This window comes from Thalassospira sp. MBR-102 (assembly GCF_040549275.1).
In the GTDB taxonomy this organism is placed as follows: Bacteria; Pseudomonadota; Alphaproteobacteria; order Rhodospirillales; family Thalassospiraceae; genus Thalassospira; species Thalassospira xiamenensis.
In genome coordinates this window covers 39,381-63,177 of record NZ_JBEPTC010000012.1, presented here as the reverse complement: position 1 = coordinate 63,177, position 23,797 = coordinate 39,381, and the positions used below count along the sequence as shown (strand labels likewise).

The 23,797-nt window shown below is 53.9% G+C and carries 21 protein-coding genes; 11 read left to right on the top strand and 10 right to left on the bottom strand.

Going from position 1 to position 23,797, the window contains the following annotated elements:
- Positions 1-64: 64 nt before the first annotated feature.
- From argF to ABIE64_RS18010, 3 genes are all read right to left on the bottom strand, one after another.
- The gene (gene argF, locus ABIE64_RS18020) at positions 65-982 is read right to left on the bottom strand and encodes an ornithine carbamoyltransferase (protein WP_354378173.1); all 918 of its coding nucleotides are present in this window, start codon (positions 980-982) and stop codon (positions 65-67) included.
- Positions 983-993: 11 nt separating this feature from the next.
- Positions 994-2,151, bottom strand: a complete 1,158-nt coding sequence (locus ABIE64_RS18015) for an aspartate aminotransferase family protein (RefSeq protein ID WP_037989194.1) — start codon at positions 2,149-2,151, stop codon at positions 994-996.
- A 232-nt stretch (positions 2,152-2,383) separates the two neighbouring features.
- On the bottom strand, positions 2,384-3,178 hold the full coding sequence (locus ABIE64_RS18010; RefSeq protein ID WP_037989340.1) for an ABC transporter permease: 795 nt from the start codon (positions 3,176-3,178) through the stop codon (positions 2,384-2,386).
- 94 nt (positions 3,179-3,272) lie between these two features.
- Here ABIE64_RS18010 and ABIE64_RS18005 point away from each other — a divergent pair, with 94 nt between their 5' ends.
- From ABIE64_RS18005 to ABIE64_RS17985, 5 genes are all read left to right on the top strand, one after another.
- A complete protein-coding gene (locus ABIE64_RS18005; RefSeq protein WP_354378172.1) occupies positions 3,273-3,983 on the top strand; it encodes a regulatory protein RecX in 711 nt (236 codons plus the stop codon).
- 122 nt (positions 3,984-4,105) lie between these two features.
- The gene (locus ABIE64_RS18000) at positions 4,106-4,846 is read left to right on the top strand and encodes a MauE/DoxX family redox-associated membrane protein (RefSeq protein WP_354378171.1); all 741 of its coding nucleotides are present in this window, start codon (positions 4,106-4,108) and stop codon (positions 4,844-4,846) included.
- An 84-nt stretch (positions 4,847-4,930) separates the two neighbouring features.
- Positions 4,931-5,266, top strand: coding sequence for an arsenate reductase (glutaredoxin) (gene arsC, locus ABIE64_RS17995; protein WP_417834282.1), 336 nt, complete (start codon positions 4,931-4,933; stop codon positions 5,264-5,266).
- Positions 5,267-5,399: 133 nt separating this feature from the next.
- Positions 5,400-5,768: a CidA/LrgA family protein gene (locus ABIE64_RS17990; protein WP_007088299.1), complete on the top strand. Its 369-nt coding sequence runs from the start codon at positions 5,400-5,402 to the stop codon at positions 5,766-5,768.
- The gene (locus tag ABIE64_RS17985; protein ID WP_354378170.1) at positions 5,768-6,493 is read left to right on the top strand and encodes an LrgB family protein; all 726 of its coding nucleotides are present in this window, start codon (positions 5,768-5,770) and stop codon (positions 6,491-6,493) included. Before ABIE64_RS17990 ends, ABIE64_RS17985 begins: the two co-directional genes overlap by 1 nt.
- A gap of 29 nt (positions 6,494-6,522) precedes the next feature.
- Here the strand turns inward: ABIE64_RS17985 and ABIE64_RS17980 are convergent, their stop codons facing one another.
- The 3 genes from ABIE64_RS17980 to ABIE64_RS17970 form a co-directional block, all read right to left on the bottom strand.
- On the bottom strand, positions 6,523-8,226 hold the full coding sequence (locus ABIE64_RS17980; RefSeq protein WP_354378169.1) for a methyl-accepting chemotaxis protein: 1,704 nt from the start codon (positions 8,224-8,226) through the stop codon (positions 6,523-6,525).
- A gap of 255 nt (positions 8,227-8,481) precedes the next feature.
- Entirely contained in the window at positions 8,482-9,228 is a 747-nt protein-coding gene (truA, locus tag ABIE64_RS17975) for a tRNA pseudouridine(38-40) synthase TruA (protein ID WP_354378168.1), read from the bottom strand.
- A gap of 82 nt (positions 9,229-9,310) precedes the next feature.
- Positions 9,311-10,531, bottom strand: a complete 1,221-nt coding sequence (locus ABIE64_RS17970; RefSeq protein WP_007088303.1) for an argininosuccinate synthase — start codon at positions 10,529-10,531, stop codon at positions 9,311-9,313.
- 220 nt (positions 10,532-10,751) lie between these two features.
- On the opposite strand from ABIE64_RS17970, the gene ABIE64_RS17965 reads away from it, so the two are divergent.
- Positions 10,752-11,468, top strand: a complete 717-nt coding sequence (locus ABIE64_RS17965; RefSeq protein WP_037989180.1) for a M48 family metallopeptidase — start codon at positions 10,752-10,754, stop codon at positions 11,466-11,468.
- 18 nt (positions 11,469-11,486) lie between these two features.
- The gene (locus ABIE64_RS17960) at positions 11,487-12,119 is read left to right on the top strand and encodes a LysE family translocator (RefSeq protein ID WP_354378167.1); all 633 of its coding nucleotides are present in this window, start codon (positions 11,487-11,489) and stop codon (positions 12,117-12,119) included.
- An 8-nt stretch (positions 12,120-12,127) separates the two neighbouring features.
- On the opposite strand, the gene ABIE64_RS17955 is transcribed toward ABIE64_RS17960, so the two are convergent.
- Positions 12,128-13,033, bottom strand: a complete 906-nt coding sequence (locus ABIE64_RS17955; protein WP_037989177.1) for a LysR family transcriptional regulator — start codon at positions 13,031-13,033, stop codon at positions 12,128-12,130.
- A gap of 151 nt (positions 13,034-13,184) precedes the next feature.
- On the opposite strand from ABIE64_RS17955, the gene ABIE64_RS17950 reads away from it, so the two are divergent.
- Genes ABIE64_RS17950 through argE form a run of 4 tightly spaced genes read left to right on the top strand, consistent with a single transcriptional unit; the run spans position 13,185 to position 17,467 of the window.
- Entirely contained in the window at positions 13,185-14,174 is a 990-nt protein-coding gene (locus ABIE64_RS17950) for a Bug family tripartite tricarboxylate transporter substrate binding protein (RefSeq protein WP_007088307.1), read from the top strand.
- A gap of 37 nt (positions 14,175-14,211) precedes the next feature.
- On the top strand, positions 14,212-14,742 hold the full coding sequence (locus ABIE64_RS17945) for a tripartite tricarboxylate transporter TctB family protein (RefSeq protein ID WP_354378166.1): 531 nt from the start codon (positions 14,212-14,214) through the stop codon (positions 14,740-14,742).
- Positions 14,743-14,759: 17 nt separating this feature from the next.
- A complete protein-coding gene (locus tag ABIE64_RS17940) occupies positions 14,760-16,259 on the top strand; it encodes a tripartite tricarboxylate transporter permease (protein ID WP_063092093.1) in 1,500 nt (499 codons plus the stop codon).
- A 44-nt stretch (positions 16,260-16,303) separates the two neighbouring features.
- On the top strand, positions 16,304-17,467 hold the full coding sequence (gene argE, locus ABIE64_RS17935; RefSeq protein ID WP_230729507.1) for an acetylornithine deacetylase: 1,164 nt from the start codon (positions 16,304-16,306) through the stop codon (positions 17,465-17,467).
- 275 nt (positions 17,468-17,742) lie between these two features.
- Here argE and ABIE64_RS17930 read toward each other — a convergent pair whose 3' ends face one another.
- The 3 genes from ABIE64_RS17930 to ABIE64_RS17920 all read right to left on the bottom strand — a co-directional run bounded on the left by ABIE64_RS17930 (position 17,743) and on the right by ABIE64_RS17920 (position 23,789).
- Positions 17,743-19,764 carry a transglycosylase domain-containing protein gene (locus ABIE64_RS17930; RefSeq protein ID WP_354378165.1) on the bottom strand — a complete coding sequence of 674 codons (2,022 nt, stop codon included), beginning with the start codon at positions 19,762-19,764 and terminating at the stop codon, positions 17,743-17,745.
- A 183-nt stretch (positions 19,765-19,947) separates the two neighbouring features.
- On the bottom strand, positions 19,948-21,867 hold the full coding sequence (locus tag ABIE64_RS17925) for a transglycosylase domain-containing protein (RefSeq protein WP_354378164.1): 1,920 nt from the start codon (positions 21,865-21,867) through the stop codon (positions 19,948-19,950).
- Positions 21,868-22,301: 434 nt separating this feature from the next.
- Positions 22,302-23,789, bottom strand: coding sequence for a class I SAM-dependent DNA methyltransferase (locus tag ABIE64_RS17920; RefSeq protein ID WP_354378163.1), 1,488 nt, complete (start codon positions 23,787-23,789; stop codon positions 22,302-22,304).
- Positions 23,790-23,797: the final 8 nt, after the last annotated feature.

The following is a 23,797-nucleotide window of genomic DNA, read 5'->3' as shown; positions in this document are numbered from 1 at the left end:
CCAAAGCAAAGGGGCGAACATCACTGTCCGCCCCAAAATTCTGATGCTTATTTAGTCTGCACCGTCAGGAAGGCAAGCCATTAAAGCAGTATAGCAGAACCCCTTTCTGCGCATGCAGACGGTTTTCGGCTTCGTCAAACACCACCGATTGCGGCCCGTCGATCACATCGTCGGTGACTTCTTCGTTACGATGGGCAGGCAGGCAATGCATGAAGATCGCATCCTTGTTTGCCTTTGCCATCGCGGCGGAATTGACCTGATAGGGGGCCAATGCTTCCATGCGGGCCTCGGCGTCATCGTCCCCCATCGAAACCCAGCAATCGGTAACGATGACGTCGGCCCCGTCCAGCGCACTGTCCATATCGGTCATGCGAACCTTGCCACCCTCCGCATTAGCGGTTTCGATCAGGCCCTGATTGGGGCGATAACCCGCCGGACAGGCCATATCAAGCGAGAACCCGAATTTCGGCGACGCATGAATAAAGGACGCCGAAACATTGTTGCCATCCCCGACCCAGGCGAATTTAAGTCCTTCAAGGCGGCCCTTGTGTTCCTTGACGGTCATAAGGTCGGCCATGATCTGGCAGGGGTGGCTTTGATCGGTCAGGCCATTGATCACCGGAACGGTGGCATATTTCGCCAGTTCCAGCAGTTTCGATTCGTCCGTGGTACGGATCATGATCGCATCGACAAACCGCGACAGGACACGCGCGGTATCGGCAATGGTTTCACCACGGCCAAGTTGCGAACTTGCGGCATCAAGGATCACAACGTCACCGCCAAGCTGTCGCATGCCGACTTCGAAAGACACACGTGTACGTGTTGACGGTTTTTCAAAGATCAGGGCAAGGGTTTTGCCCGCCAGCGGTTTGTCACCAAACGGTGCCTTGCCTGCCTTTTCCACCGCTCCAAGTTCAAGAATATCGTTCAGCGTTCCCGCCGACAATTTGTCGAGATCGAGAAAGTGCCTGATATCAGTCATTTTAGTCTTCCTTATTGCGCCAAGGCTGCCGCGGCGGCATCGATTGCTGCCAGCGCCTCGTCGACATGGGTTTTGGTGATGTTAAGCGGCGGCAACAGGCGCACCACATTATCGCCTGCCGGAACGGTCAAAAGACCCAGTTCACGCAACTTGGCGACAACATCAACATTGGTCGGCACAGTTTTCATGCCCAAAAGCAGGCCCATGCCACGAACTTCCGCGATAAAGCCCGGATGTTTGCGGGCAATGGCCGCAAGGCCGTCACGGATCAACTGGCTCATGGCAAGAACATTGTCCATGAAACCGGGTTTAAGAACTTCGTCGAGGACCGCATTTGCAGCCGCCATGGCAAGCGGGTTGCCGCCAAAGGTTGTGCCATGCATACCCGCTGTCAGGGCCGCCGCCGCCTTTTCATTGGCAAGCAAAGCCCCGACAGGGAAACCACCGCCAAGGCCCTTGGCCGACGAAATGATATCGGGAACCATGTCCGACCATTCATAGGCGTAAAGTTTGCCCGTGCGACCAACGCCGGTCTGGACTTCGTCAAACATGACCAGCAGGCCGAACTCGTCGGCAGCCTTGCGCAGCCCTTCAAGATACCCTTCGGGGGCCTTGCAGATACCACCTTCACCCTGGATCGGTTCGACCAGAATACCGGCGGTCTCGGGCGTGATCGCATCGCGCAATTCGTTCAGATTGCCAAATGCCACACGATCAAAACCATCAGGCATCGGGCCAAAGCCCTCGCGGTATTTATCGCTATAACCGGCGGTCAGGGTACCAAGCGTCCGACCATGGAAGGCATTGGTTGCCACCAGAATCCGGTTCTTTTCAGCATGACCGCTGACATACTGGTAGCGGCGCAGCATCTTGATGCCAGCTTCGTTGGCCTCCGCCCCGGAGTTACAGAAGAACACCGTGTCGGCAAAGGTATTTTCAACCAGACGTGCTGCCAACTTTTCCTGCCCCGGAATCCGGTACAGGTTCGACGTGTGCCAAACCTTTTTGGCCTGTTCGGTCAAGGCTTCGACCAGATGCGGATGCGCATGGCCAAGGGTATTCACTGCAATACCCGACCCGAAATCGAGGAATCGTCGGCCGTCCTGCGCATAGAGATAAGGTCCTTCACCTTTCTCAAAGGCCAGATCGGCCCGCGCGTAGGTCGGCATGACGGGAGTAATCACTTCTTCATTCCTCAATCAGGGGTAAAAAATCATTCCTGACCAACAGGTCAGCTCCGGCAGAATACCGGGAAGCCGCGGAGTATCAAGAGATTCCTGACCTCTGTCAACGACGCAAAACCCCTTAGATAGACAGGGCTGATATGAAAAAGAGCAGCATCCGATGCGGAATGCTGCCCTTAAACGGAATTTAATGCTGAAATCCGCCCTGTTTTGGCGATCAGGCCTTGAGCTTGTAGCCGCTTTTGATCATCCGATAGCACAGAATCCAAAGCAGGACATTGACCACGGCCAAGACCACAACTCCGGTCATCACCGTGCCGTCCGAAACCCCGGTAAAGCCATAGCGGAACCCGTCAATCATGTAGAAGAACGGGTTGTAATGGACCAGTACCTTGCCAGCTTCGGGCAGGTTTTCGGCGCTATAGAATGTGCCCGACAGGAAGGAAAGCGGCGTAATGACAAAGTTGGTGACAACCGCGATATGGTCGAATTTCTCGGACCATACACCACCGGCAATACCCAGAAGCGACAACATCAGCGATGCAGAGATTCCGAAATACAGGATCGCCCAGATATTATGAATGCCGACATCAACAAAGAACGCCATGACAATGGTGGTGGCGACACCCACCATGATGCCGCGCGTAACCGCGCCGAAGGCAAAACCGGCAACCATTTCACCGGCCGAAAGCGGCGGCATCAGAACATCGACAATATTGCCCTGTACTTTCGATATGATGATCGAGCTTGAGGTATTGGCAAATGCGTTTTGGGCCATGGTCATCATGACCAGACCGGGGGCAAGGAAGGTGGCGAAGGGAACGCCATTGACCGTCTCGACCGCGCGCCCGAGAGCCAGAAGGAAGACCGCCATGAATAACAGGCTGGTAACCACCGGGGCCCCGATGGTTTGCAGATGAACGTTCAGAAAACGTCGAACTTCCTTGGCATAAAGCGTCCACAGACCGAGCCAGTTGATCGCGCCCATTTGACGCGGTGCTAGCTCTTGCATGAAATATCCTTCGGAAAAATGCAGACAATTGCCGGTAAAATAGGGAGAGTCGGGCATCAAGTGCAAGGGTGCGTATTGATCAGCATTGGATGAAATGAAAGAATCACACGAAAACCGCAGTGATTTAGCGCCTGACAGCCAAGCGGAAAAATTTGGCGGAAACGCCAGTTTTACCGGCAAAGGCAGGGCTAAAGGTAAAGACCATAACCCACGCGAACCCAAAAAGCCGCGCCGGGTCACGCGCGACTATCTGATGAATTATGCCATCTGGTATCTGGAACGCTTTGCCGCGTCACGCGCCCGGCTTGAAAAACTGATGCGTGGTAAGATCAGGCTTTCGGTCGCGGAATACGGCACCGATCCGCAGGAAGCCGAAGAATGGATGAAAAGCGTTCTGAACACCTGCGAGAATGCCGGATTTATCAATGACACCGCCTATGCCAAGGGACGAGCAAGGTCACTTCTGCGCAAGGGCAAGGCCATGCGGGTTATCGCCGCCGATCTGAATGCACGCGGCATTGCATCGGACATGATTGATGACACCATCACAGACCTCAGACAGGAAGCCGATCAGGCGGCCTACGAAGATGTCCGGGGTACCGATCCCAACCTTGCCGCCGCCGCGGCCTATGCCCGACGCCGTCGGCTTGGCCCGTTTCGCCGCCCGGAACAGCGCGATGAAAAACGCGACAAGGATCTGGCTGCACTTGCACGGCAGGGGTTTGGCTATGACACCGCCACCCGGATCATTGATGGCGATCTGGATCACCTGAGCGATCTGCTCTCCATGATTGACGGCATCTGATTGTCGCCCTGGGGTTTTTCGAATCCCCGAAAGAAGGCGTTTCTGCGTTATGTGGAACAAATGCCGCCCCGACAAGTTCCATAAAAGCGTAGACCCAAAGGCAAGACGAGAGAGATCAAGTCATGACCGCACAGACACGCAAGGCAACGCTTTACCGGATGGTGATGGACGAGCATATCTGCCCGTTCGGCCTGAAATCGCGCGATCTTTTGAAAAGAGAAGGATACGCCGTCGATGATCACTGGCTGACCACCCGGAAAGAAACCGACGACTTTCAGGCAGAACACAATGTCGATACGACACCGCAGACATTCATTGATGGCGAACGGATCGGTGGCCATGACGAATTGCGGGAATATTTCGGCAAGCCGGTAAATGATGGCACTTCGGTTACCTATCAGCCGGTCATTGCCGTTTTTGGCATGGCAGCCCTTATGGCGCTGGGCCTTAGCTGGGCTGCTTTTGGCGATTTCCTGACCGTTCGGGCAGTTGAATGGTTCATCGCAACGTCGATGTGCATCCTTGCCATCCTGAAGCTTCGGGATATCGAAAGTTTTTCCAACATGTTTCTGGGTTATGACCTGCTGGCACAACGGTGGGTGCGATATGCCTATCTTTACCCGTTTGGTGAAGCACTGGCAGGTGTGCTTATGATTGTTGGCGCGCTTATGTGGATTGCCGTTCCCGTTGCCCTTTTCATCGGGACAATCGGGGCGATATCGGTTTTCAAGGCGGTTTATATCGATAAGCGCGATCTTAAATGTGCCTGTGTCGGTGGGGACAGCAATGTTCCGCTTGGTTTCATTTCACTGACGGAAAACATCATGATGGTCGCGATGGCGATCTGGATGATGGTGAAATAGGCAACAACAGACTGGTGCAATCGGTATCGAGCCCCTAAAAAGAACCGATACAGGCTGCCTTTTACGTGAAGGAGAACCATGAATATGATGGTCCGTATCTATCACAATCCGCGTTGTTCCAAGTCGCGCCAGACTCTTGCACTGATTGAGGAGCAGGGGATCACCCCCGACGTGATCCAGTATCTGGATACGCCGCCCACCCCGCAGGAATTAAACGAAATTCTTGGCATGCTGGGCATGGCCCCAGAAGATATCCTGCGCAAAAAAGAAGCCAAAGAAGAAGGCATTGCCGATCTTCGTGGTGACGCGCTGATCGAAGCCCTTTGTGCCCATCCGCGCGCGATTGAACGCCCGATTGTGGTCAATGGCCACAAGGCCGCCATTGGGCGACCGCCGGAAAGTGTTCTGGAAATTCTTTAGCGTCACCTGAAATATCGAATGACTTCAAACGCCTGTGCCATCTCCGCACGGGCGTTTTTCGTTATTAATAAAAGTCGAACGGACGCAAAGTCATTATGTCTAATCCAAAGACATAGATGTCGGGAGGTTGCTGATGATTGCTGCGTTTGCCCTGATCCTCGTCTGCCAGCTGTTTGGCGAGGTAATATCGGAACTGTTTGACCTGCCGGTCCCCGGCCCGGTGATCGGGCTTGGGCTTTTGTTTATCGGGCTGATTGTCAAACGCCACCCGCCCAAGGTTTTGACAGATGCAGCCGATAACCTTCTGATCCATTTTTCGCTGCTGTTCGTTCCGGCCGGTGTCGGTGTTGTAACGCAGCTTGACCGGCTGCGCGGGGACTGGTTGCCGATTGCGGCAGCCCTTATTTTCTCCACCCTGCTTGCCATGGTTCTGACCGCCCTTCTGATGTCGAAACTTCTTCCCAAACCGAAGGCATCCGTTAGCGATGGGGAGGCAAAATAATGGGCGAGACAGATATCACGCAGCTTTGGGTTTATCTTTCAACCAAGCCATTGACCGGCCTTACCATTACGCTTGTCGCCTATTCCATCGGGTTCTGGCTGTATCAGAAAACCGACCGCAATCCGGTTTGCAATCCGGTGGTGATCGCCATTGCGTTGATTGCGCTTCTGCTGGAAAGCACGGGCACGCCTTATGCCACCTATTTCGAAGGGGCGCAGTTTGTGCACTTTCTTTTGGGTCCGGCGACGGTGGCACTTGCCGTGCCGCTATTTCGCCAGATGGAGACACTGAAACGGGCATTGCCTGTGATTATTTTCGGTGTGCTGTTCGGATCGCTGGTTGCGAGTGTCAGCACGGTTGTGCTGGCCTGGGCCCTTGGGGCCAGCCCGGAAACACTGGCGTCCCTGGCACCGAAATCAGTTACGACACCTGTTGCTATGGGTATTGCCGATGAAATTGGCGGTGTCCCGGCCCTGACTGCGGTTTGCGTAATCGCAACCGGCATTGTCGGCGCAACGCTCGGTCCGATGGTAATGAACTTGGCACGATTGAAAGACTGGCGGGCGCGCGGATTTGCCATGGGGGTTGCCGCACACGGGATCGGAACGGCACGCGCGTTTCAGGTCAATGAAACGGCCGGGGCGTTTTCGGGTCTTGCAATGGGGTTAAATACGCTGGCCACCGCGCTCACCCTGCCGTTTCTGTGGCATTGGTTCTTCGGGTGAGCGAAACTCACCCGAAGCCCCAAGGCAGATTAGCCGGCACGCAGCTGTTTGAGGAAGTCGGATACGGTTCTGTGCAGGGTTTCGATCTGTCCTGACAAGGCACCGACATTTGTATCAAGCTCGTTTGCGGCAGCACCGCTGCTGCTGGCTGCCTGATGGATTTCCTCGATATTGCTGACGACCTCGCTTGAACCACGCGATGCGGTCGAGGCGCTATTGGCAATTTCACCAACAGCAGCATTCTGTTCGGACACTGACGACGAAATGCCATTGGTGATATCGTTGATGGTCGCAATGGTCTGGGTCACTTTTTCGATGGCCTCGACCGTCAGTTTGGTTTCACTTTGAATCGCCCCGATCTGCTGGGCGATTTCATCTGTCGCCTTGGCCGTCTGATTGGCAAGGTTTTTGACTTCCTGCGCAACGACGGCAAAGCCTTTGCCTGCCTCGCCGGCACGGGCGGCCTCAATCGTGGCGTTCAGTGCCAGCAGGTTGGTCTGCGCTGCGATATCGTTAATCAGACTGACGACTTCGCCAATCCGCTCGGCGGCTTCGGCGAGGCCGCTAACCATTTCGTTAGCCCGCGATGCTTCGGTAACGGCGGTCTCCGCAATCGATGTCGATTCGTCAACCTGGCTTCCGATGCCGGTAATTGATGCCGAAAGTTCCTCAGTCGCGGCAGCAACCGTCTGGACACTGCGGGCCGACTCATTGGCGGCTTCGCTGACATGGCTGCTTTGGCGGACCGAATGATCCGCTGATTCACGCATCTGGCGGGTCGAACGCATCATGCCCTCAGTCGCCTGACGCACCGACGAAACGATCTGACCGACCGATTCCTCAAGTTGCTTCGCAAGACGGTTGCGTTGCTGAACGCGTTCATCCTCGTTACGCTTTTCGGCCGTGATGCGTGCTTCTTCGGCTTCCTTGATCTGGCCTGCTGTTTCCTTCCAGCGGACAAGACCATCAGCAATCACGCCGATCTCATCGGTTCGCCCGGTATAGGCGACTTCACCAGAAAAATCGCGATCCACAAATCGGGCGATGGTATTGCCCAGAACGTGAAGCGGACCAAGCTGCCAGCGCAACAGAACCACCAGCAACACCCCGGCGATCAGGGCAACAACAATACCGGCAATCGCGATACGAAGCTCGATAGCAGTTGCAACTTCGGCAACCTCGGCTTTTTTGATCCCGACATACAGAATGCCTATCACGTCGCCAGCCGGATTTACGATCGGACTATATTGGGTAACATAGGCGGTACCAAGAATGACAGCCTCACCGCGGAAGGTCTTTCCAGAGGTGATGGGCGCATAGGCGGCACTGCCATTCCCCAACATGGTACCGACCGCACGCTGACCATCAGGTTTGATAATATTGGTGGAGACGCGGACAAAGTCCTTTTCCGCAGGCACCCAGGAAAATACGGTTGCCGTCTGGCCTGTGGCGGTTCCGATACGGTCGATCAGGCTATGCGATGAAAGATCGGGAATTTCCGGCATAACCAGTTTGGTCGTTTCACCATCGGCGCCGATGGTAACTTTCAAATCCGGATAGGCATCCTGCAACAAAAGAGCGGCAACACGCAGGTTGAGCTTTTGCGATTGCAGACTGGTATCACTGACCTGCTGATCAATGCGCTGCATGATCACAACGCCAAGCAGGAAAATACCGCTGATCAAAATGATCAAAGCGGCCAACGCAACCTTGAAAACAATACTTCTGGACATGATCTATCGCCCCCTGCCCCCATTGCACTGGCCCCCAAGACACCAACGCAAAAAACTCCCACAACCCATAATCCTGACCGATAGTCAGGATGGATCAGACCTGAACAACATAGCGATTTAAAAATCGCATTTATGTTATTGGAATCTGGTGTTCTTTAACTATTAGTTCAAGAACAGAATATCAAAACAACTGAACATTTGTGCAAAAAATGATCAAAACGACCAGAAAGCCAAATTTCGGCAGATCCGTAATGTTCAGTAATCGACCTTGACGAAATAAAGCCCGTCAGCCGGAGCAGTCGGACCGCCTGCCTTACGATCGCAAGCTTCCAGTGCTGTTTTGACGTCAACCGGCTTCCAGTTGCCCTTGCCGACCAGAACAAGGGTACCGACCATATTGCGGACCTGATGATGCAGGAATGAACGGCTTTCGGTATGCACACGAATATCAAGCGGATCATGCTCGCTGCGCGTCACGACAAGCTTTTCCAGTGTTTTTATCGGGCTTTTGGCCTGACATTCGCTTGCGCGGAAGGTTGTGAAGTCATGCGTGCCGATAAGATAGGCCGCAGCTTCGTTCATCGCATCAATATCAAGCGACTTGAAAATCCCCCAGGCAAGCCCGGCATCAACGGTTAGGGGCGCCCGCCGATTGACGATGCGATACATGTAGTACCGTTTCTTGGATGAAAACCGGGCGTGAAAGTCTTCACCGACTTCAACGCAGTCAATCACGGCAACCGGGTCAGGTTTGAGGTGATGATTGATTGCATTCATTACGGCATCGGCCGGATAGGTGCGCGGCAGGTCAAAATGCACGACTTGGCCAAAGGCATGTACCCCGGCATCGGTACGGCCAGATACATATACGCGCACAAATTGACCGATGAACTTTTCCAGCGCGGTTTCAAAAACCTGCTGGACCGAGATCACCTCTTCCTGGAACTGCCACCCGTGATAGGGACGCCCATTATATTCGACGGTACATTTATAGCGCTGCATTGGGTGCTTATAACCAAGCTTCAAAACAAAAACGAGGGATGATGATCACCCCTCGTTTCGTAATGGATCACAACGGTGAAACTTACTTCACGCCGTCGCGGTCAAAACCAAGACGCAGGCGAAGAGCGTTCAGCTTGATGAAGCCTTCTGCGTCGCGCTGGTTGTAAACGGTATCAGCTTCGAAGGTGACATGCTCTTCGGAGTAGATCGAGTTCGGCGACTTGCGGCCGGTAACCGTGACGTTGCCTTTGTAAAGGTCAAGACGAACAACACCGTTGACGGTTTTCTGGGTTTCGTCGATCAGGCGCTGCAGGGCCTGACGTTCCGGCGACCACCAGTAGCCATTATAGATCATCTCGGCGTAACGCGGCATCAGCTCGTCCTTGAGGTGACCGGCGTTACGGTCAAGCGTGATACTTTCCATGGCACGGTGTGCAACCGACAGGATGGTACCGCCCGGGGTTTCGTAGACGCCGCGCGATTTCATGCCGACATAACGGTTTTCAACCAGATCAAGACGACCGATGCCGTTTTTGCCCGCAACGTCGTTCAGCTTGGTCAGAAGGGTCGCCGGACTCATACGTTCACCATTAACGGCAACCGGATTACCCTGTTCAAACTCGATTTCAATCGTGGTGATCGCATCGGGTGCGTTTTGCGGCGACACGGTCCGTTCGAACATCTGTTCGTTCGGCTTGACCCACGGATCTTCCAGCGCCTTGCCTTCATAGGAAATGTGCAGAAGGTTGGCATCGGTTGAATATGGGGGCTCATCCCCGCCCAGCTTGTCAGCCGAGATCGGAATCTGATGTTCGCGGGCAAAGTTAAGAAGGGCGGTACGCGAATTCAGTTTCCATTCACGCCAAGGCGCAATGACTTTTACATTCGGCTTAAGGGCATAATAGCCGAGCTCGAAACGGACCTGATCGTTGCCCTTGCCGGTGGCACCGTGGGAAACGGCATCTGCACCGACTTCTTCGGCGATTTCAATCTGGCGTTTGGCAATCAGCGGACGCGCGATTGAGGTACCGAGCAGATACACACCTTCATAAAGGGCGTTCGCGCGGAACATCGGGAAGACATAGTCGCGAACGAATTCTTCGCGCAGATCTTCGATGAAAATCTGTTTGACGCCAAACATCTCAGCTTTCTTGCGGGCAGGTTCCAGTTCCTCGCCCTGGCCGAGATCGGCGGTGAAAGTCACGACTTCGCAGTTATATTCTTCGCGCAGCCATTTCAGGATGATGGAGGTATCAAGCCCGCCTGAATAGGCAAGCACCACCTTTTTGACCTGATCGCTCATTGGAGTGACGCCTTTCTTCTTCCGATGTAAACCGGGGCGCGGCACATTCAGGCCAACGTCCCTTGCGGGGTTACAACACATACATTGCAAAAGTCCCCTAGACCTTGAGCGCGGAGTATAGGAAAACACTACTGCCGGGCAAGGGGCAAGATGCCCTTCCGGCCAAAAAGGCGCAAAAAGTACGAAAATTCCACCCCGCTTTTGGAAAAATTCACCCTGAATGCTGCGAAATATCGAAGAAACCGAAATCGATCTGCCGCAAATCGGCCCCTTGCCGGTCCGGTTGCGGCCAAGCGCGCGTGCGACGCGACTCAAATTGCGGATCGATCCGGCCTTTGACGGTGTTGAAATCGTCGTTCCGAACGGCATATCGCGCAAAACAGCGATCTCGATGCTGTATCAGCATGGCGACTGGGTCACCGCCCATATGAGCCGCCTGCCCGAACGTGTGCAGTTCGTTCCGGGGGCCTGGGTGCCGTTCATGGGTAATGAACATGCGATCCGCACGGTGCCCGACGCCAAGCGCGGTGTTTGGGCCGAAGCAGGTGTGATCTGGGTTTCGGGACTTCCGGAGCATACCAATCGCCGGGTTTCCGACTGGCTGAAAAAGCAGGCAAAGCTTGAAATCGCGCCCCGTGCGCACGCCTATGCCGAACGGATCGGCAAGAAGGTCAATCGCATTTCGCTGAAAGATACGCGAACGCGCTGGGGCAGTTGTTCATCGAATGGCAATCTGTCCTTTAGCTGGCGACTCGTCCTCGCCCCTGAAGATGTGCTGGATTACGTCGTCGCCCACGAAGTCGCCCATCTTCAGGAACTGAACCATAGTGCGCGTTTCTGGGCTGTCGTCGAAGATCTTTATGGCCCATCAAAGAAACAGCAGCACTGGTTAAAGAAGAACGGTTCAGCCCTGCATCGTTATGGCGCTGGTACTTGATCCCAACGGAGCCCCGACATGCTGATCACTGTTGAAACCCTGTTGATTTTCATCCCGACGGCGCTGGCGCTGAACATGACGCCGGGTAACGACATGCTGTTTTGTCTGGGGCAGGGGATCAAATCCGGTCCGCGTGCCGGTTTGGCCGCCAGCTTCGGGATTGCGACGGGGGCAATGATCCATACTCTTCTTGCCGGCTTGGGACTGGCTGCCGTGGTGGCCGCCCATCCGGTTGCGCTGGAAATTCTGCGATGGGCCGGGATTGGCTATCTGGTATGGCTGGCCATTCAGTCCTTCCGGGATCGCGGGGACGTTCTGAAACCAACGAAAACCGCACCGGCAACCGCGATGAAAGCCTGGGGCGACGGGATCGTCGTCAATCTGCTCAATCCCAAGATCATTGTGTTCGTTCTCGCCTTCATTCCCCAATTCGTCGATCCGGGACGCGGATCGGTTCTGGCGCAGTTTCTGATCCTTGGTGTGATCCTCAATATCGGCGGCACGATCATCAACTGTCTGGTAGGCGGTTTTGCCGGAAAGCTTGGCCAGTTTCTGTCACGCTCAGCCCGGTTGGCACGCGCGTTCCAGATCTTCACCGGTTGCGTATTTCTTGCACTTGCCGCCCGGCTGGCTTTTGACAAACGGGCATAGCACACACATCACAGAACACATCCCGCCTTTCGCAGGTCGGGCAATTCAGCACGCAGGAAGCTTAGAAAACTGCGTTCGACCGCGCTGAGTTCCCCCGATGATCGGAAAAGTGCGACATCCCATTCAATTGCCGGGGTCAGCGGGCGTGCGACAACCTTTTCCTCGTCGACCAGCAAAGTGGCAAACGGATCAATAACAGCGATACCGACATTGCGTTCAACCAGTCGGGAAATGGTTCGGATGGTGCGGGCTTCGACCGCGATCTTCCGCGGCCAGCCTGCGATCTGGAAAATGTAATCAATCTTGGTGCGAAGCGGCGATCCGATCGAAAGTTCGACAAAGCTTTCACCGCGCAAAAGATCGATATCAATGGTTTCAAACCCGGCCAGCCGGTGGTTGCGCGGCATCAGGCACACCGCGCGACATTGCGCAAGCGGCATGACTTCCATATTGGGATCCTGAAGATCAAGCGTGATGCCGATTCCCAAATCACATTGCCGGGTCGTGACCATATCAAGCATGCCTTCAAGACCGGTATCGGTAATACTGACGGCAACATTGGGATGGGCACACTTGAACTTTGCAACCACATCAAGAAGATAGGTATCAACATAGATCGGCTGGGCCGCGATCCGGATGCTGCCAAGCTGCTCGTTGGCAATGGCGCGGGCCTGTGTTTCGATTTCACGCAGAGAATTAAGCGACCGCAGAACCGTTGTGTGAAACTGCAATGCCTCGGTCGTTGGCGAAAGCTGGTTTCGTTTGCGGTTGAACAACGCAAACCCGACAGATTTTTCAAAACTGTTTAACAACCGACTGACCATGGGCTGACTGATATTCATGGCCTGTGCCGCCTTGGTGACGGAACCGTAGGTCATAAAGGCGTTGAAGCTTTCAAGTTCTCGCAAATTCATTGGTTGGCCCGCGACTCATTTCAGTATGTAAATTAGTTATACTGAAATTAATTTTTTGCGTAACGAGTTATAGTTTGCGATGGAATGTATACAAAACAAAAAACGACGAGCTCGGGCAATCCTGCCACCACCAAACAGGGAGACATGAAAAATGTTTCGACAGCTCAAAAAGGCCGCGACTTTTGCGGCTGCAGTTCTTGCAACCACAACACTGGTTTCGACCGCACAGGCCGCTGACTATCCAGAAAAAGCCATCACCCTTGTCGTGCCTTATGGCGCAGGTGGCGCATCGGATCTGGCCGGTCGTGCCCTGGCTGAAACCGCGCGCAATTACACCAACGAACAGCCGGTCGTGGTTGTGAACAAAACCGGCAATGGTGGCATGAATGGTGCCCGTTACGTCACCGAACAGAAGCCGGATGGTTACACCCTGCTGCTGTCACGCGTTGGCATGGCGCTTTACCCGGCCGTTTACACCGACAGCCCGGTTGCCTGGGATGATTACACCTTCCTTGGCATTCTTGAATCAACCCCGATGATTCTTGCAGTCAATGCAAACTCGGACATCAAAACCGTTGATGAGCTGCTTGCCAAAATCAAATCAAGCAATGGCGCGACCACCTATGCTGCATCCGGCCCCACCGCGATTGACGGCTTTACGGTTCAGGCCCTTCTCGCCGATGCCGATCTGGATCCGCTGTCTGCTTCCACCCTCGTGCCATACAAAGGCGGCAGCGCCCTTGCCGCAGCTCTTCTTGGCGGTCACGTCGACTTCCTGGCCATTGCGGCCGGTTCGCTGATGCCTCACATCGAAGCTGGCAAAATGCGTGCACTGATGGTTTACGCTCCGAAACGCATGGATGCCCTTCCTGACGTTCCAACTGCCAAGGAACTTGGTTACAATCTTGCCGGACAGGTTGACGGCTGGAGCGCATTGTTCGCCCCGAAAGATCTGCCGGAAGACGTTGTTGCAAAATGGAAAGACATCCTTTCGAACGTTGCAACCAACGACCAGTGGCTTGATCTTGCCAAGAAACGCGGCTCTGTCTCCGTCGTTGGTGACCAGGACCCAGCTGCCTTCGTCAAGAGCCAGTACGAGCTCTATAACGGCATGGCTAAGAAATTCGGTTACATTCAGTAATCCGCACCCCTTAATTTTCTGAATGTGAGACGGAACCATGACTCCCAATCGCGATTTTTATACCGGACTGATCGCAACGGCATTCTTTGCCTTTGTCCTGTTCGTCCTGATCCCGATCTATGTGAAGGTTCCGTCTTTCATTCCCGGATTTGCCCCGCCACCTGATATGTGGCCACGTGTTATTACCGTGGTCGGGCTGGTTATGGGCATCCTTGCCATTCTTTTTGCCATTCCAAAGATGCGGGCGACCGCGAACGACCGTGTCATGTCAATTGGCGCAACAATGCACCGAAATCGTAAACTGATTGTGCGTTTTGCCGGAGTCCTGATCGGCTTTGCCGCATTTGCCTACGCGATGCCGGAAATCGGTTTTGTCCCCGCGACCATTCTGCTTCTGGCCTATCTTTTCCTGATGACCGGCAATTACAGCCGCAAAATCTGGATGATCGGACTGACAATCGTTTTTCCGATCCTGCTTTATCTTGTTTTCACCGAAGTCACCCACACGCCTTTCCCCGAAGGCCATCTGTTTTCGGCCATCACAGCCGATTTCGTGACCCTGATCTGATTTGAAAGCGCCCCTTCATGTGGAATGAACTGCTTTACGCCTTTGAAGCCGTCGCAACGCTGCCCAACTTCATTGCCATGGCGGCCGGGATCTGGGGTGGTGTGATCATCGGTGCCATACCGGGCATGACCGGTACGATGGCCGTGACCCTTGCCCTGCCATTTACCTTCTATCTGCCGCCGGTCACCAGCATTCTGCTTCTGGTTGCCCTTTACAAAGGGTCGACCTATGGCGGATCGATTTCGGCGATCCTGATCAAAACGCCGGGTACCGCGTCTGCGGCCTGTACCGTTCTTGATGGTTATCCGCTGGCCCAGCAGGGCAAAGGTGGCAAGGCGCTTAATATGGCGCTGGTTTCAAGCTGCATTGGCGACTTTATTTCGAATATCTCGCTGTTCTTCCTGGCGATGCCGCTTGCGATGTTTGCGCTTCGGGTCGGACCGCCGGAATATTTCATGCTGATGGCCTTCTCACTGACCATCGTTGCCAGCATTTCAGGCCGGTCACTTGTTCTTGGCATCATTTCCGCCTGTATCGGTTTGCTTCTGGCAACCGTGGGCGAGGATATTTATGGTTCGTTCCGCTTTGCCGTAACCGAGGACATGAAATCGGGTCTTGGTGTTGTACCGGTGCTGATCGGCCTGTTTGCCTTGCCGGAACTGATCAAGATGATCGTCTTCCGGCCCGAGGACAACAATGCGGCCATGAAGCTTGGCGATAACCGCCTGACCATGGCCGAATTCCGCGGCAGCGTGAAATCGATCCTGCGGGGCAGTGTTATCGGTGTGATACTCGGCGCCATTCCGGGCATCGGGCCGTCAACTGCCGCTTTCTTTTCCTATAGCGAAGCCCGTCGGACATCGAAAAACGGCGATAAATTCGGCGAAGGCGAACTAGAAGGCGTTGCGGCATCCGAGTCTGCCAACAATGGCTGCTGCGGGGCGACCATGATCCCGCTTCTCGCACTCGGTGTTCCGGGTGACGTCATTACGGGTGTGATGCTGGGCGCATTTATGATCCATGGCCTGACGCCGGGTCCGCTGCTTTTCCAGAACAATATCGGTGAAGTCTATTCGCTGTTTATCGGCATCCTGTTCAGTTCGGTGTTCCTGTTTGTTGCCGGCAAACTGACGGCAGGTGCCTTTGCGAAAATTTCGCGCATTCCCCAGACGCTGCTTTTGCCCTGCATTCTGGTTCTGTGCGTGTTTGGCATCTATTCGATCGGTGCCAGCCCGTTTGATGTCAGCGTCCTTCTGGTCATGGGGATTGTCGGCTTCGTCATGATGATCCTGAACATTCCGGCAGCACCGTTCCTGATTGCCTTCATTCTGGGGCCGATGTTCGAAGACAATATGCGCCGGTCGCTGGCAATTTCGCGCGGCGATCTGGGCGTATTCTTCCATTCGTGGATTTCATGGGCGTTCTTTGCCCTGACCGTCCTGTTCATCGCCCTGACCATTCGCCGTGAATGGCAGAAATGGCGCGAGAAGTCCCGCAATACGGCGCAGTCGGCCTAATATTCCGAGAAACGAGAAGCGATAATAAAATGAGCAAACCAAACATGTCCCGCCTGCATAATGCCATTGATCTGCTTGGCAAACTTGTGGCGTTCGACACCACCAGCAAGAACTCGAATCTCGGTCTGATCCATTTTGTCCGTGACTATCTCGCGCAATATGGCATCGAAAGCACACTGTTCCATGACGAAACCGGCGAGAAGGCAAACCTTCTGGCAACCATCGGTCCGAAGGATGTCCCTGGCATCGCGCTTTCGGGGCATACAGACGTGGTTCCCGCCCTTGAAAAAAGCTGGATCAGCCCGGCATTTGAACTGACCGAACGCGACGGCAAACTGTTTGGTCGCGGTTCTGCCGACATGAAAGGTTTTTCGGCCTGTGCGCTGGCAATGGTTCCGGAACTGGTCAAACGCGATCTGGCGATCCCGTTCCATCTTTGCCTGTCCTATGACGAGGAAGTCGGTTGCCTGGGTGTGGGTTCGATGGTCGATCATCTGGCAAACCTTAAAACTCCGCCACGCCTTGCCGTGATTGGCGAACCGACCGAGATGAAAGTCATCAATGGTCAGAAGGGTAAATTTTCGATGCGGGTTGCCGTCACCGGAACAGCCGGGCATTCATCCTTTGCCCCCCGCCATGTCAACGCCATCGAATATGCGGCACGCGCCATTACGATGATTTCCGATCTGGCACGTGAATTTGAAGAAAACGGCCCCTTCGACAATGACTTCACGGTGCCGCATAGCACCATGCTGACCACCACCATTGGCGGCGGAACAGCGACCAATGTCACACCGGATTTCTGTGAATTCACGTTCGAAATTCGCCATCTGCCGGAACACGACGCCAAGGCCGTCCTTGACGGGATCAAAGAGAAAATCCTTGAAACCCTCGATGCGGAAATGAAAGCCAAAGAAGCCGAAACCGGATTTGAATGGGAAGAAATCTTTTCCTATCCCGGAATGGGTGATTGCACGGATGCAGAAGCGTTCGAGCTGGTTCGCAACATCGTCCCGGAAGTTTCGGGCAAGGTTTCTTACGGTTCCGAAGGCGGGATTTTCGAAAAGCAGGGCAATATCCCGTCGATCATCTGCGGTCCTGGCAGTATCAAACAGGCCCATAAGGCCAATGAATTCATCGAAATTTCGCAGATCGAGGAATGTCTGGAATTCCTCGAGAAGCTCAGTGATCAGGCTGTAGCGGCCTGATGCTCTCGCCGATGTACCGCCCTGAACGGTGCATGCGGATGTCCTTGCGATGCAAGGGGAAGATTGCACCCCTGACCCTTGATCACATCGCGATATTCGACAGGTGAGACCTCCCTCGGCTTCGTCGGACTCCCCCGATGAAGCCATGCAAACTGCAAACTTGATGGCCGGTTTTCCGTAACGGATACCGGCCATTTTTTCTTGGCCGAAACGAAAAGGGGCGATGCATCCGCACCGCCCCTGAAGTACCTTTGCGGTACTTGTGTCAAAGCCGGTTATTGCTTTTTGTTGCCGGTTGTGAAGCCAGAAGTAAAGTCACGCCAACTACCGTCTTCGCCCACCTTTTGCGACCGCGCAAGCGCGGCCTTGCCAAGCGAGCGAACAGGCAGGTTCTGATGAGCATGCAGCATGAAATCATGCCAAAGCTTGGCTGGAAGGTCCCCCCCGGACACATCATCCATCGGACTGCCGTTATCATTCCCCATCCAGACCCCTGCAACCAGTTCAGCGGTATAGCCAATGAACCACGCATCACGGGAATCCGATGTTGTGCCCGTCTTGCCCGCAGCAGGGCGATCAATGATCGCATTGCGTCCCGTGCCCTTGGCAACGACAGATGACAGCATATTGTTCATTTCCCCCGCGTGCAGCGGGTTCATCAGACGGACAGGGAATTCGTCATTGCGCTCATATAGAACTTCGCCGCCCTGACCGACAATTTTACGGATCGCATGCGGAAACACCGAAAATCCGCCATTGGCGACGATGGCATAGGCACCGGTCAGCTCAAGCATCGAAACCTCGCTGGTGCCCAGTGCCAGACTGGGTTCCCGCCCGAGTTCGGCAGAAACACCCATATCGTGAGCCTTTTTGATCACATTATCCAACCCGACTTCCATGGCGACCTGAACCGCGATTGAATTATTCGATGTTGCCACCGCATCGCGGATCGACATGGTGCCGTGGTGTTTGCGATCAAAGTTTCGCGGTTCCCATCCGTTAACGGATATTGCCATGTCGCGCATCCAGTCGTTCGACCCGATCCCCTTATCCAAGGCTGCCAGATACACAAACAGTTTGAACACGGAACCGGGCTGGCGCCGTGCCTGTGTCACACGGTTATACTGGCTTTCGAAATAGTTGCGCCCCCCAACCATTGCGCGAACGGCCCCATCCGGGGTCATCGCCAGAAGGGATGCCTGCCCTACATGCTTTTGCTGCGCAACGGGGCTTGCCAAAGCACGTTCAAGATTGAGTTCGGCAATTTCCTGAAGACGGGAATCAAGTGTGGTGTTGATCGTCAGATCCTGATCAACGTAACCGATGTAATCACGGACACGATCAAGCACCCAATCGGTAAAATACCGGACACCGGGCCCGCTTTTTCCCTGTCGAGTGGTACGGACAGTCCGCTGTTTGGCGCGCTCGGCACGCGCGCCAGTAATCACCCCATTTGATGCCATGGCATCGAGAACAATATTGGCACGTTTCGCGGAATCTTCTGGATCAACCAGCGGGTTGTAACGACTTGGCGCCTTTGGCAATCCAGCCAGAACTGCCGCTTCGTAAAGATTAAGGCGCCGAGGGTCGGTTCCGAAATAGTGCCGGGACGCGGCATCAATGCCATACATCCCCGATCCGAAATAAATACGGTTCAGATAAAGCGACAGAATCTGTTGCTTGGAAAATTTGAATTCCAGCCAAAGCGCCAGCAGGACTTCTTCGATTTTACGCCCGAAATTGCGTTCCGGTGACAGGAACAGATTCTTTGCAAGTTGCTGGGTGATCGTGCTGCCGCCCTCGGCGATACGCCCTGACATCAGATTGACCCAGCTGGCACGCAGAATCCCCAGAATATCGATACCAAAGTGATCGTAAAACCGGCGATCTTCGATGGAAACAAACGCCTGTCCGACATGGTCCGGCAGATCTCCGACCTCTACCGGGCTACCATAACGATCACCGTAAGAACCGAGTACCACGCCATCAACGCTGACCACGCGGATGGAAGGCTTACGTTCGCTGGCAACCTCGAAGCTCACCTTTTCAGGCAGTCCGTAACCGTAATAAGCAACCACTCCGCCAGCAATAACCAGCGCCCAAATGCCCATAATAACAATAAAACGTGCAATCGCCTCGGGCCCCGGGATCATCCCGCCGATTTTGCTTAAAATGCCCGACCCGTTTTTCTTGCTGCTGGTACTACTTCCGCTGCTAACGCGCTTCTTGTTGCGTTTACGCGGCGTCGTTGCCCCCTTGCGCACGGTCTGCTGTCGTTTGAATGGTCTTTGGGCCACGAAGCACCTTTGATATCAAATAGGGACGCCGGTTTGTGCCCGTGAACGCCCGATCTGTCAACATATCTGCCAGATTTGTGGACGACAGGTGCCAAACCGCTCCACTCAGCCATTTCGACTGAAATTTACAGGTTGTGCCCCAACATCGGCAGGAGACCCCAATCCCCTGCTCATTCGACGATCTTACTGCTTTTCATTCGATAAATCGTTTTTCCACATATCTGCTACGCCATCACTTTCACGGCGTCGTTGTGATGCGGCTCGAATCATCGAACGAATTGGTAAACCATCATGTGCATCTAGCATAAATAACCGCCAAAGAGACGCAAGCTCTACATCGCCGCGGATTTGCGGAATTCGGCTATTATCGTCATTCCCCGCCCAGACAACCGTAATCAGGTCGGACGTAAAGCCGGTAAACCAAGCATCGGACGCACCGCTATCCTGTGTGCCATACCCGGCAAACGGTCGGTCCAGACGAAGCTGTGGGTCTGTGACGCTGGAAAACAGCGTATAGGCACCCTGAATGGCTTCGTCTGTCAGGCGCTTTTGGACCGTTTGCTCGACGCGCTGGTAAACCAATTCGCCGGTTCCGGCAAAAGCCACCCTGTTGACCAGACTAAGCTGTACCGGTTTACCTGAATTTTGCGGTAGGGCGTGAATGGATGCGATATCGGCCAAGGTCACCGGATCAAGACCAACTACCGTCCGGATATCGTTCGAAAGCGGGCTTTTGACCCCGATGGCCTGGGCGTATTCCTTGACCTTTAGCAAACCAAACTGATCGGCCAGATTGACCGGCACAGTATTGACATCACGCACAAAGGCTTCGCGCAGTGAAATCTGTCCGCGATATTCGTGATCCGGATTTACCGGTCGCCAGCCGCCCACTGCCATACGGTTGTCACGCACCCATTGGGCAGGATCACTGTTTTCATTCATCGCATAGTAATAGGGAACAATTTTGATCATCCGGCCCGGGAAATGGTGAACATCCAATGCCCGGTTGGGACGAAACGGGCTGTAACTGGCACCGCCAACAATCGCACGAATACGACCATCCGGGCTCATGGATAACAAAGCCGCCTGCTCAACGCCCTTGGGCTTCAGGCGAAGATTGGAAACCTCGCGCACGACGTCCTGCGCCAGACGCTGAATGGTCAAATCAATGCTGGTGGTGACTTCGATATCGCGGCTTGTATAACCGATCCGAGAAGCGACCTCATCCATCACCATATCGACAACATAGCTTGAAACCACACCATCCCTGTACTGAACATCCATCTTTGGCTCGACCAGTGTAAGGGCGGATACACGATCAAGTTCGATATATTTATACCGCCCCATATTCAGAAGGATTTCGTTGGCCGCATTCGCTGCGTCACGGGGATGATATAGCGGATCAAATTTTTTCGGGTCATTCATCGCAGCCGCAAGAACGGCGGCCTGATGCAGCGTTATCCGTTCGGCCGGACTGCCGTACCAGATACGCGATGCCGCAGTGATCCCGAATATCCCGCGCCCCATATAGCTGCGTTCAAGATAGCTGCGCAGAATGGTTTTCTTGTTGAATTTAAACTCAAGCCATAGCGCAACCAGAAGTTCCTGCAAGTGGCGACCTGCACTGACTTCCGGGGTTTTAAAGAAGCTTCGTGCAACCCGCATCGTGATGGTCGAACCAGGAATATCGTTGCTTGAAAAGACACGCACAAAGTCGCTGGTCGATACCCCGAAGTGGCCATAAAATCCGGGATCGGTTCCTGCGACGAACACATTCTGTATTCGTTCCGGAATGGTGGTAAGGGATACGTCCTGGCTGTATCGCCCCTGAACAATTTCAAGCGTTGCACCATCAAAGCCCATGATACGGACTTCGGGGCTTCTGATCATGTTGCGGCTGAAATCAAGATTGGACTGAATTGTCAGTACAATCGCCATCACGGCAGCGAACCCGATTAACGAGAAAAAGCCGATCAGCAGCGTGCGCCGACGACGACGCCGGCGCCTGATGATACGCAGTTCACGTTCTGTAATTTCCTGCATTGCCGCCTGCGCGGCATTTGCACCACCGCGTTGCGGTTCGTCCCGTTCTTCTTCTGCCACGCCCGGTTCCGCTTTTCCCACAGGTTTACTATGCCAACGTACAGTAAACCGACAAGCTATTAATAAAGTACTTCTCCCAAACGCAAACAGGGCAGCCCAATGGACTGCCCTGCATATTTCTGCGACTTCTGTGAATTGACGCATAAATCCAGAAACTAGCAATACGGTTACCAATGCAATCCTGAAGTTTGCGACACATTTGCCTAGAAGGCATTGAAGCATAAATTCGGAATTTACTCGTGCTTCAAAAAAAAACCATCTAAACCAATATCTTAGAAACATTCAATTTATGCCGATTTAAAAGCATTCCAGCTTTTTGCGTCCCACTTTGCAAGCGCATGATGGGGTTTACATGATCGATAGTAACGTAGCAGGTTCCGGCTTGAAACAGGGTTTAGCTTAGCAACCTTGGGAGCTGTTCAGTGCATATGTCTTCAATTGATCTTTTCTAACTCAGCAGCCACCGAGCGGAAGCTGTTCAAACCTGCCTCGAGGTTGTCGATAATCTCGGCAGCCAAAATGTCAGGATCAGGAAGATTGTCGAGGTCAGTCGCGCTTTTATCCTTGAGCCAAAATACATCCAAACTGGCTTTATCGCGCGCCAAGAGCTCTTCGCGCGTAAAGGGACGCCATCGACCATCAGGGTTCTCGTCACTCCAGGTAGCAGAACGTTTGCGCCGGTCCGCGGGATTAAAGCAGGAAACAAACTCTTCGAGATGAGAATAGGTAAGCGGCTTTTGCTTCAATGTATGGTGCACGTTGGTTCGATAGTCGTAATACCAAACATCCGATGTTTGCGGATCGGGACTGGCCGCGCGGTTATCAAAGAAGATCACATTCGCCTTAACACCCTGCGCATAGAAAATTCCTGTCGGCAGTCGGAGGATGGTGTGAAGGTCTGTCGTCGCCAAGAGCTTCCTACGAATTATCTCTCCAGCGCCACCTTCGAACAGCACATTGTCAGGCACAACAACGGCGGCCTGCCCAGTGGTCTTCAGCATCGTGCGAATATGTTGGACGAAGTTGAGCTGCTTGTTGGACGTCGTGGCCCAAAAATCCTGGCGATTGTAGCTCAGATCATCGGTTTCCTGTTCGCCTTCATCATTGGTGAAACTCATCGAGCTTTTCTTGCCGAAAGGAGGATTAGCGAGGACGTAATCGAAGGTCTGAGATGGGGACGAAATCAAGGCATCTGCGGGAGAAACCAATGGCTCCCCAATAATATCTCCAATCCCATGCAGGTACATGTTCATAAGGCATAGACGACGCGTGCCAGCAACGATCTCATTGCCATGGAACGTGGAGTTTTTCAGGAATGCCTTTTGGTCTTTATCCAAACGCTGATTAGCTGGGTCAGTAAGGAATTCATGCGCAGCAAGGAAAAAGCCGCCAGTACCACAAGAAGGGTCGGCAATAGTCTTTCCCGGTTCTGGTCGAACGCATTCGATCATCGCTCGGATCAAAGCGCGTGGTGTGAAGTACTGTCCAGCGCCTGATTTCGTATCCTCGGCGTTGCGTTCTAGCAGTCCCTCGTAAATGTCCCCCTTAACATCTGCACCCAAAGTAACCCACTGTGTTCCATCGACCATATCGATAAGACGAGAGAGCTTTGCTGGGTCTGTGATCTTATTCTGCGCCTTCGTGAAGATTTGCCCGAGCATGCCCTTCTGCTCGCCGAGCATGCGCAGCAACATAACATAATGCGCTTCTAGCTCTGCCCCTCGGCGGGTCGTTAGGCTTGTCCAATCAAAGCCTGACGGTATGCCCACATCGCGACTATAGGGTGGCTTTCCGAATTCATCTGCCATCTTCAGAAAGATCAAATAGGTCAGCTGTTCTAGATAGTCACCGTAACCCACGCCGTCATCGCGTAGCGTTGTGCAAAAACTCCAGACTTTCGAAATGATTGGGGCGGTGTTCATGTTCGTAT

What these genes read in the sequence shown, in the direction of transcription:
- argF (WP_354378173.1), bottom strand. Translation starts at nt 982, where the DNA reads ATGACTGATATCAGGCACTTTCTCGATCTCGACAAATTGTCGGCGGGA.
- ABIE64_RS18015 (WP_037989194.1), bottom strand. Translation starts at nt 2,151, where the DNA reads ATGCCGACCTACGCGCGGGCCGATCTGGCCTTTGAGAAAGGTGAAGGA.
- ABIE64_RS18010 (WP_037989340.1), bottom strand. Translation starts at nt 3,178, where the DNA reads ATGCAAGAGCTAGCACCGCGTCAAATGGGCGCGATCAACTGGCTCGGT.
- ABIE64_RS18005 (WP_354378172.1), top strand. Translation starts at nt 3,273, where the DNA reads ATGAAAGAATCACACGAAAACCGCAGTGATTTAGCGCCTGACAGCCAA.
- ABIE64_RS18000 (WP_354378171.1), top strand. Translation starts at nt 4,106, where the DNA reads ATGACCGCACAGACACGCAAGGCAACGCTTTACCGGATGGTGATGGAC.
- arsC (WP_417834282.1), top strand. Translation starts at nt 4,931, where the DNA reads ATGATGGTCCGTATCTATCACAATCCGCGTTGTTCCAAGTCGCGCCAG.
- ABIE64_RS17990 (WP_007088299.1), top strand. Translation starts at nt 5,400, where the DNA reads ATGATTGCTGCGTTTGCCCTGATCCTCGTCTGCCAGCTGTTTGGCGAG.
- ABIE64_RS17985 (WP_354378170.1), top strand. Translation starts at nt 5,768, where the DNA reads ATGGGCGAGACAGATATCACGCAGCTTTGGGTTTATCTTTCAACCAAG.
- ABIE64_RS17980 (WP_354378169.1), bottom strand. Translation starts at nt 8,226, where the DNA reads ATGTCCAGAAGTATTGTTTTCAAGGTTGCGTTGGCCGCTTTGATCATT.
- truA (WP_354378168.1), bottom strand. Translation starts at nt 9,228, where the DNA reads ATGCAGCGCTATAAATGTACCGTCGAATATAATGGGCGTCCCTATCAC.
- ABIE64_RS17970 (WP_007088303.1), bottom strand. Translation starts at nt 10,531, where the DNA reads ATGAGCGATCAGGTCAAAAAGGTGGTGCTTGCCTATTCAGGCGGGCTT.
- ABIE64_RS17965 (WP_037989180.1), top strand. Translation starts at nt 10,752, where the DNA reads ATGCTGCGAAATATCGAAGAAACCGAAATCGATCTGCCGCAAATCGGC.
- ABIE64_RS17960 (WP_354378167.1), top strand. Translation starts at nt 11,487, where the DNA reads ATGCTGATCACTGTTGAAACCCTGTTGATTTTCATCCCGACGGCGCTG.
- ABIE64_RS17955 (WP_037989177.1), bottom strand. Translation starts at nt 13,033, where the DNA reads ATGAATTTGCGAGAACTTGAAAGCTTCAACGCCTTTATGACCTACGGT.
- ABIE64_RS17950 (WP_007088307.1), top strand. Translation starts at nt 13,185, where the DNA reads ATGTTTCGACAGCTCAAAAAGGCCGCGACTTTTGCGGCTGCAGTTCTT.
- ABIE64_RS17945 (WP_354378166.1), top strand. Translation starts at nt 14,212, where the DNA reads ATGACTCCCAATCGCGATTTTTATACCGGACTGATCGCAACGGCATTC.
- ABIE64_RS17940 (WP_063092093.1), top strand. Translation starts at nt 14,760, where the DNA reads ATGTGGAATGAACTGCTTTACGCCTTTGAAGCCGTCGCAACGCTGCCC.
- argE (WP_230729507.1), top strand. Translation starts at nt 16,304, where the DNA reads ATGTCCCGCCTGCATAATGCCATTGATCTGCTTGGCAAACTTGTGGCG.
- ABIE64_RS17920 (WP_354378163.1), bottom strand. Translation starts at nt 23,789, where the DNA reads ATGAACACCGCCCCAATCATTTCGAAAGTCTGGAGTTTTTGCACAACG.